Below are 8,060 nucleotides of genomic sequence, written 5' to 3' on the forward strand. Positions count from 1 at the left end.
CCCGCTTTCCATTACCGCCCTATCGCCCTTCCTCTCTCTTTCCCTTCCCGCTGTTTAACACGTTGAGGGCCAGCCTTGATGGATGTTTCCTTGCCTAACAGCGGCTTGGTATGCTCCTTTTCTTTCCCGGCTTTCTGCACCTCACGCTCTAATTTAATATCCAGCGCTGCATGTTTCTGGGTATCCCGCATTATCGATTTGGGTAGGTTGCTAGTTTTATCGGTGTAAAGCTTCACTTCATGGCGTGCCCGTGAGACGGCAACATAGTAGACCTCTTTTGTCGTCGTCGGTGAGTGGCTGTCAAGGTTGGCATACACGCGATCTCTCGTTAACCCCTGGGCACTATGCACTGTTGTTGCATAACCATACGTCATAGGTAGAGGGGCTTTATTGTCCAACGTCACCCGCTTGCCTGCACTGTTGGTCAACGTGACTTGGCCAGGCTTAACATCAGCCACCGTATAATGCTCATGGGTGCCTAAGTCTGCTGCTGCGACATTTCGAGTAATGCGTACATCATCCCCTTTCGATAGCTCTATTTTCTCCATTGAGTAAATCGACATTTCTTTATGCCGGGCAGGCGAAAAACTGATCATCTCCCCTGCCTGGCTTTTTACAGTCAGCTTATTGCCGGGGCCAGTATCAATAACGGTATAGGCCTCGCCACGCTTGAGACCGTTTTTATAGTCCCTCTCTGGGATGATAATCGAGTCTTTTTTGTAGTACCGGCTGTAGCGCCGTTCGGCCTGTGTCATATCCTCCCGGTTTAACGTCTGAAACTCGTGGCCTTTCCCTTTTAGCCCAAGAGATTCATGGCTGATTTCATTGAGCTCACGGCGGCTCTTATTGGTGCCTGTTACCATGATGGATTCTGCCCTTTCTTGGGGTGTTTGCGCCGTGAATGTTTTGGCCATGTGCTCATGGCGGCTTCTCGCGCTGTCAATTTCCAAGGGGGCGCTCATATGTTGCAGCGACTTGTTAGCTTGGCCTTTCGCGGCAAGCTCAACAGCTTTTAAAAGTTCTGGGTTTTTTTGGCGCTGGATCTCGTCCATATAGGTGGTTTTCATGCCACTGGCAATCAGCTGGTCAAATGGCTTACCCGCCTCAATAGCTTTTGTCTGGCTGGTATCCCCCAACATCACCGCTCTAGCCCCGTGCGCCTCGATGGTTTCCATTAGCTTGTTCATTTGTCGAGCGGGTATAACCCCCGCTTCATCAATTACGACCACTGAGCCTGGCCCTATTTTCTTATCGGCCGCTTTGAGGAAGCTGGCAACGGTGCGGGCCTCCATTCCCTCCGCTTGTAAATTCCTTACCATAGGGCCATAGGGCGCAAGCCCCGTTACATGAGCCCCATTACTCTCTAGTAACTGCTTAGCCGTCTTCGTCATATAGCTTTTACCAGTACCGGCATAGCCATGTACTGCCGTAAATCGATTCGTCGAAGTAGCTATCATTTCGACGCTCGCCAATTGCCCGGTTTTCAAACGAGCGGCTTCCGGCTTTTTAAGCTCTTGCTGTTTAAACTTCTCCATCTGAGGCTTGTCCACCAGAGCTGTCACTGCCCCCCTTCCCTCCTTCTCGCGCTGCAAAATAGCACGCTCTCGGGCTTGAGCCTGTGGTGTTGTATAGCGCTGCTTCCCTTTTACCAAGCGACCCTCTTTTATACCGATATCTACAAGCCTACGGGCCTCGACTTTATCCCTCCCAGACTTCTCGACTTCTTGTATCCATTCACGCCGTGTCAGCGCCGGTGTTTGTTCAACCTTGCTTTGCTCTTTTCCACTGCCGGAGGAAGCGTGATATACCTGGGTTTCGGCCAGCAGCTCGCCCTTTGCGATTTTGCGATCAAGAGCCCCCTTAACGTCTCCCGCCGAAACTAAACCAAATCCGTGATTAATGGCTTTATCCATTACTCGATGTTCGGCAATGATCGTATCCCTTTCTGTCAAACTTTTGATGGCGAAATCAATACAACGGTCGGCGTTCTCGGCCACTGTCAACGACTTATCTATTGTAGGCGCACTGTTTTTTTCTACCTGGTAACGGTTCCCCTCTCCTGCCCACTCGCGGCTGTTGAAGTCGATGCCCGCCTCTTTCGCCATTTTCTGCCACTCTTTACGCAGCTCTTCTCGATCTACGCCGGTCTCTTTGCTTGAGCGTGTAGAGAGTGCCGCAGCCTGACGCTGCGCATAGTTTGCCGTCTCTCGTGTCAGCCCTTCTTCTGCTAATTTTGCTTCGATTTGTTCCGAGCGCTGGCTAAATGCATCAATTTGTTTCTCTGAAAAGTGCGCCAGGTCAAACGTACCGTTATTGCCCACCTTGAGCTGATAGTCGATTTCTTGCAGTTGCTTGGCCAGCTCTGCTTTGTAGACGTTCCCCAGGTGGGCCAATGAGTTAACGATGCCGTCATTAGTTAATGCGCGCCATGTACCATCTTCTTTTTGCGTTGCGTTCAATACAAAGGCATGAGTGTGTAAATCAGGATCTTTTGCCCTGGAGGTTTCATGGCGAAACGTCGCTACAGTGAGGTTGTTGGAGTGTAGAGTGGCCGTTTTGCCATTTTGTGTACTTCGCACCAGTGCCAGCTTTTCCGCCTCTTGAACGGCTGCCTGAACGGCCTTGTCATGCGCCTGGATGATACGGTGGTCTCCATGCACTAACGCTTGCAGCGACACCCCTTTTGGCGCGGAGAACGTTAAATCATAACCTAGCCGCTCTTTGGCTCCTTCTTTAACTACACGGCGTAATTGAGTGGTTTCATTAAGCTGTCCTCCAAGCATGGCTTTGAAACGGTCTTGATCAACTTCGCCTGACAAACCTAGTGACTCCGCTCCTTTTCCGGCCCACTGGGAGGCTTGGCCATCTTTGGCATAATAATCATCAGCACCGTCAGCGTAGTATTTTACAACCGCACCGACGCTGTTACGTGTAATGGTTGTGATATCAAGCATTTTCAAACCCTAACCCAAGCTCCCCGGATTCATCTTTAGGGATGAAAGCGGGTACAGGATTGCGACGAATAAAATTAATTGGCTCTATCTCAAATTTGGCAATTGGCAGCGAACCGGGGAATGACACGTAACCATGCAAATCATCTAACGCCATGATTTCACTCGGTATAACGACCGATTCTTTACGCACTTCTCTTCGGTCACTGCGCGTGGCCATTTCCCCCCAACGGTACGATTTTTCTGGACGATCCCGGCGCACCTCATGCTCACCCAGTGCGTCAGACATTCTTTCCGCGGTTTTCTTGCCTTGACGACCAACAGCGAAAACCAAGTTAGTCCGGTGGTTGCTAAGCATCGTTTCAGCCAGGTGCTCACCGTACACGTCTATCAACTGGGATGATGATTGATAGCCCGAGACAATCCTAAATTCCTTTTTACGACCACGGGTTAGGCCCGCCCCTAATGTAGGTAGCTTGCCAAGGCTTTCTAGCTCATCCAGCCATAGCCAGGTTGGCTCAGCCTTTTCCGTCGGACGACCCAATATGATTTGAATAATCGTATCTACCCAGCATGAAATTAATGGCTGAATAGCGGCCCGTGTTGACTCGTTCCATGTAATGAAAAGCGTCTTACTTTTCTTATCTTCAAGCCAATCTGTTAGAGAAAAATCACCATGGGGCATAATTAAGTGAGGGGCAAGTTTGTTACTAAGTACAAACTGAACACTGCCTGAAGCGCGCTCATTTTCAGTAAACAGACCTTGCGCGTCAGTACCGGCTACAAATGCCTCAAGCATTTCAAGGGGAACTCGGTTAGTCCAATGATAGACCTCCTCAATCGTGGGCTCTGATTTTGTTTGGTATAGCTTTTTACCTACTTCTTGTAGCAGCAACCGACCAAAACTATTCCACTCTTCTGACTCTGAGTTAGAGGACGGCACAACCATTGATTGCGCGTAACGGTTAAAATCATAGTCATTACGTATTTCATTGAAAAACGACCATCCTTCTGTGCGGGCATCAAAGGGGTTTAATATTTTGTCGCCTTCTCTATAAAAAGTTTTTAAAAAATCACCATCTGGATCTAAGATTATTTGTTTATCCCCCCTTTTTAGAGCACCCAACATCATTTCTTTCATTACGGTTGTTTTGCCCGTACCTGTTGCCCCGCCGATTGCAACATGGCGAACTTCAGCCGACAATGGCATGGGTATATTTGCTATTGTTATTTGTTGCTGTTTACGCTTTCTGGTTATCGCTGCCAATTGCTGTTGAGATACTAATCGACTACCGCGGAAGAAATGGTGAAAGTACGCGCCCTTAAAAACAGACTTACTAAGCTGGCGAACCGTGACCGTTATTAAACATGCCGCTACAGCACCACCTAAAATGGCCGACCATAAAGGCCACACATTAAACGTATTTTTTAAAATAAAGGGGAAAACTTGCCTTGCATTATCAGGGTTGATATCAAATAAAAACTTTGCAGTGAAGAACCACGAAAAAAGGGGCAATATAAGCATAAGAAACAAGAACAGCTTACCTAGCCCAGCAGCGTCTAATCCTGGTGACTTGCTCATAATAAATACCTATTCAGCTGACCATGGGGTAATAGCGTTTCGGCTCAATTCAGCTTGAACCTTCCTAATGGTTTCCGGCTTTACTGTTGCTCGAAGGATCAGCAGGATTTCGGCAAGTAGTGGCAACCCTTCGTTGCCACCGCTCTCTGGCATCGAACGGATCAAGTCTTCTATGTCATCTGAAAGGTGATCGATCCGATCAAGCGCCTCTCTGAGGCCACCATCCTCCCCGAATAGCTTCTTTCTAATGTAGTCCGAAATATTGCCGCCTGAAGCTGCTTCAAGCTGGGCTATTTGCTCGTCTGAGAACCTTATCGTGTGCCTTGCCATTGTCCATCCCTCTTGTCTGCCAAATGTCTGACCACTATAGCTGATATATAAAGGCCTTTGAATGGTTTTGTCTGACTTTTGTCAGACAAGGTTTTTAAAGGAAATTTATATTCCTCTTTAGAATCAGCACCTTAGCGATGCGAAGCATTGCGTATGGTGTATGCATTGTTAAGGGCCAAAATACCCTTAACCTGGCGCGATTTCCAGCCAGGTTAAGGGTATGGCGGTTCTTAAAGCGTCCCATTACCAGGGGCCCAGGTCGCATAGCGACCTGGGAAGTGGTTTTTGTGGTTGAAAGGGCTTGTTTGGGGTTACTCAAGGTCTATACTAGGGCCACAGTAGGGCTGTTTACCATGGCAGTAGAGAGGGTTTTATCTCTACTGCCATGGTAAACAGGGCCAATGTAGGGCTGAAATAGGGCCACTTTTTTTGAAAAACTGCTTCATTGGGGTTGAAGTGGGGCTAAAGTGGGGCTAAAGTAGGTTCAAGCATCGCCTATACGGTGCTGGGATGATGCCAGCATAGATCCACAAGAGAGGTTGGGTGATGGGACTTTTAGACACGCGCAACGATTCCGCCAAGGTGCGGATACTATTGCCCGAGATTGAAGCCGAGCTTGAAGCCGGTGCAAAACGACCGGAAATTTATGCGGCTTTGAAGTCAAAACACGGGCTGACATTAACCTATGACGGTTTTCTTTCCGCCCTGAAAAGGGCGCGGAAAAAACAACAGCTAGCCAAGCGAAGCGTAGCAAAAGCAGACAAAAGCGATGGTGAAGTGGCGCCGATCAATGAGCCATCTGAAGCGCCTGTGAAAAAAGAAGCTAAGCAAGAGAAAGCGAAGCGAGGCATCATTAGCAAAAAAGATTTCAAGCCTAGTGATGATATAGACGACAAGCTATCTGAATTAACCGGCAAGAACCGCAAATACTAACGAGGTGTAATATGTCGAAAGTGATAATGCTCAGCATGAACGGAAGCACCGGCAAAACGCTAATTTCAACGCATTTGTTTTTACCGCGCATGAATAACCCTACTTTCTTTGCCGTTGAAACTATCAATTTATCTGCATCTGATTTGGGTGTGAAGCGAGTTGAAACGTTAGCTGGTCGTGATTTTGGCGAGCTGATTGAATTGATGGTTTTAGAAGATAATGCAATTGTTGATGTTGGTGCTTCTAACATAGAAGCATTCTTCGCTGAAATGTCGCGCTTTGATGGAGCCATCGAGGAGTTTGATAAGTACGTTGTTCCTGCAACGCCAGAAGCTAAGTCTTGGAAAGAAGCAATCAAAACAATTAGCGCTTTAGCGGGCCTTGGGATTCCGGCTGAAAAAATTATTTTCCTTCCTAACCGGATTGAAAACGATCCTCGCGAAGAGTTGCCAGAAGCCTTTGAATATCTTGAAGAGACGAAAGAAGCGACTATCGTAGACGGCGCTTTTGTTTATGAAAGCGAGGTGTTTGATTATTTATCCTTTCACTCAATGTCGTTCAATGAACTGATTGGGGAGAATGTTGACTATCGCCAGCTTGCTAAAGAAACTAAAAACAAAGATAAAGCGCGAGAGTATGCTAAAAAATATCGTTGGACTCGCCAAGCCATTCCTGTCCGTAATAGTTTGGATGCTGCTTATAACGCGATAATGGAGGTTGATAACCATGCCGAGTAAACCGCCGTCCCGTGAAGAATTGGCATTTGAATGGATGGTAGGCGATGCCAAAGAGATCCTGGCTGAATTGGAGGCGATGAAAGCAGACGCTAAAAAGATGCACGCTGAACAGCAAAAGGAGCATGAGGCCACGTTGGCCTCACTGGCCGCGCTCAACAAGGATGTTGTCGGGGCGTACCGGGTTTTTTCCCGCGTTGCGAAAGATGGAGTGCAAGCCATACAAGAGGCGGCCCGTGCCGCCTCAAAAGATATGGTGAAAACGTCAGCTTTCACGCATCGCCGCATCGCGTCGGTAGCGTTGCTCTCTGCTGCCGTGGGCGCTGCCGTGGGAGTTGCCCTGGTCTTGGCTGGGTTTGTGTTGTTTGTCTTCCCCTAATGTGGATTGCGCAATCCACATTAGCACCAGGCTGCATGACTCAGGTGCATGGGCTTCGGAGCGTAGCGACGTTGCCCATGCCCTGAGCCATGCTACACGGCACAAGCAGTTGTTCGATGGCGGTGGGCAAGCCGCGGGGTTTTGCGGCTTGTCCACGGGCAGCGAGCAACTGCTCCTTCTTCCGCCACTTGAGATTGCGACCACTCTGTCGTCCGGCCTTTCAGTAGGTGCCAGGTGTACCCTTTGGAGCGGAGCGACAACGGGTGCCCTGGCTCCTACTCCGTGTCTCAATCAAGCGTAGCGCCTGCCCCTACAAGGGCAAGGCGCGCCGAGGCGGTGGGCAAGCCGCGGGGGTTTGCGGCTTGTCCACGGTCTCGGACGCTTGATCCATCTACATGCAGGTAAAGAGAACCGGTCTCCTTGCAGGGGCCAGGTGCATGGTATTGGAGCGAAGCGAGCAATGCCATGCCCTGGCCCCTGCTGCAAGCGAAGCGCGCAGCGAGTCAGGCGAGCGGAGGCAGTCGGTTTAGGCGTGGGCAATCGGAGCTTTGCGACGATAACGCCCACGCCTAAACCGACTGCAGTTCGCCCAGGGGCGAACCGCAGTCCTAGATCAGAACGGTATATCATCAACCGGCTCGCTTGGCGCTGTGATAGCAGGCCCGTGAAATGCCTCCCAGAGGGCTTTTCCGTCCTCGTCGTCCAGCACGTATAACCAGAATTCTAGTAGCTCACCCCTATAGCGATCATAGTCGCGGTAATCCAAACCTACAGTCGCCGCATAGTGATAGCTCTCAAAGTCATCAACGTGGCCCCCGGCTCGTTCTGCCGCAGCTTTTTCAGCCAGCGATACCAACGCTGAAGGCTTGATAACATAGCCCGGATCGGTCGGGTAAAGCGGGTTTTGGATCATGCCGTCGTGAGTCATAACAGTCTCCTTTGTGGGTATGGTGATATTATCGCCCATACCGCCGATTATGTCAACTGTTTATCATACGATTTATGCGCTTTTATCGGTAGTGGGTAACCACAACCGCTGGCCGGTGTTGTCCAAAACGGGATGCTGGTGGCCGTAGGCCACGCATGGGAAACGCGAAGGCAACCAAGCCACCGGCCCCGACCGCCGCTACCGCTCCCGCCGCGCCTTATCA

The 8,060-nt window shown here is 49.7% G+C and carries 7 protein-coding genes; 3 read left to right on the forward strand and 4 right to left on the reverse strand.

From position 1 onward, the window contains the following. Nucleotides 1-11: 11 nt before the first annotated feature. Genes mobF through INT19_RS12990 form a run of 3 tightly spaced genes read right to left on the reverse strand, consistent with a single transcriptional unit; the run spans nucleotide 12 to nucleotide 4,863 of the window. On the reverse strand, nucleotides 12-2,954 hold the full coding sequence (mobF, locus tag INT19_RS12980; protein WP_193061078.1) for a MobF family relaxase: 2,943 nt from the start codon (nucleotides 2,952-2,954) through the stop codon (nucleotides 12-14). Then, complete coding sequence (locus tag INT19_RS12985; protein WP_193061079.1) at nucleotides 2,947-4,533, reverse strand: type IV secretion system DNA-binding domain-containing protein; 1,587 nt, start codon at nucleotides 4,531-4,533, stop codon at nucleotides 2,947-2,949. The genes mobF and INT19_RS12985 overlap by 8 nt, the downstream gene beginning before the upstream one ends. Before the next feature lie 9 nt (nucleotides 4,534-4,542). Continuing rightward, complete coding sequence (locus INT19_RS12990) at nucleotides 4,543-4,863, reverse strand: hypothetical protein (RefSeq protein ID WP_193061080.1); 321 nt, start codon at nucleotides 4,861-4,863, stop codon at nucleotides 4,543-4,545. Nucleotides 4,864-5,409: 546 nt separating this feature from the next. Between INT19_RS12990 and INT19_RS12995 the strand changes: the two genes are divergently transcribed. The 3 genes from INT19_RS12995 to INT19_RS13005 are packed head-to-tail and all read left to right on the forward strand — an operon-like array spanning nucleotide 5,410 to nucleotide 6,909. Next, a complete protein-coding gene (locus tag INT19_RS12995; protein WP_193061081.1) occupies nucleotides 5,410-5,796 on the forward strand; it encodes a hypothetical protein in 387 nt (128 codons plus the stop codon). 11 nt (nucleotides 5,797-5,807) lie between these two features. Next, nucleotides 5,808-6,533: a StbB family protein gene (gene stbB / locus INT19_RS13000; protein WP_193061082.1), complete on the forward strand. Its 726-nt coding sequence runs from the start codon at nucleotides 5,808-5,810 to the stop codon at nucleotides 6,531-6,533. Continuing rightward, nucleotides 6,523-6,909 carry a hypothetical protein gene (locus INT19_RS13005; protein WP_193061083.1) on the forward strand — a complete coding sequence of 129 codons (387 nt, stop codon included), beginning with the start codon at nucleotides 6,523-6,525 and terminating at the stop codon, nucleotides 6,907-6,909. The genes stbB and INT19_RS13005 overlap by 11 nt, the downstream gene beginning before the upstream one ends. 613 nt (nucleotides 6,910-7,522) lie before the next feature. Here the strand turns inward: INT19_RS13005 and INT19_RS13010 are convergent. Next, the gene (locus tag INT19_RS13010; RefSeq protein ID WP_193061084.1) at nucleotides 7,523-7,837 is read right to left on the reverse strand and encodes a hypothetical protein; all 315 of its coding nucleotides are present in this window, start codon (nucleotides 7,835-7,837) and stop codon (nucleotides 7,523-7,525) included. Nucleotides 7,838-8,060 lie beyond the last annotated feature (223 nt).

This window comes from Halomonas sp. 3A7M, from assembly GCF_014897875.1.
Taxonomy (GTDB): Bacteria; Pseudomonadota; Gammaproteobacteria; order Pseudomonadales; family Halomonadaceae; genus Vreelandella.

Bases quoted from the DNA above. Each gene is read 5' to 3' on its own strand.
- mobF (WP_193061078.1), bottom strand. From the start codon at position 2,954: ATGCTTGATATCACAACCATTACACGTAACAGCGTCGGTGCGGTTGTA.
- INT19_RS12995 (WP_193061081.1), top strand. From the start codon at position 5,410: ATGGGACTTTTAGACACGCGCAACGATTCCGCCAAGGTGCGGATACTA.
- INT19_RS13005 (WP_193061083.1), top strand. From the start codon at position 6,523: ATGCCGAGTAAACCGCCGTCCCGTGAAGAATTGGCATTTGAATGGATG.
- stbB (WP_193061082.1), top strand. From the start codon at position 5,808: ATGTCGAAAGTGATAATGCTCAGCATGAACGGAAGCACCGGCAAAACG.
- INT19_RS12985 (WP_193061079.1), bottom strand. From the start codon at position 4,533: ATGAGCAAGTCACCAGGATTAGACGCTGCTGGGCTAGGTAAGCTGTTC.
- INT19_RS13010 (WP_193061084.1), bottom strand. From the start codon at position 7,837: ATGACTCACGACGGCATGATCCAAAACCCGCTTTACCCGACCGATCCG.
- INT19_RS12990 (WP_193061080.1), bottom strand. From the start codon at position 4,863: ATGGCAAGGCACACGATAAGGTTCTCAGACGAGCAAATAGCCCAGCTT.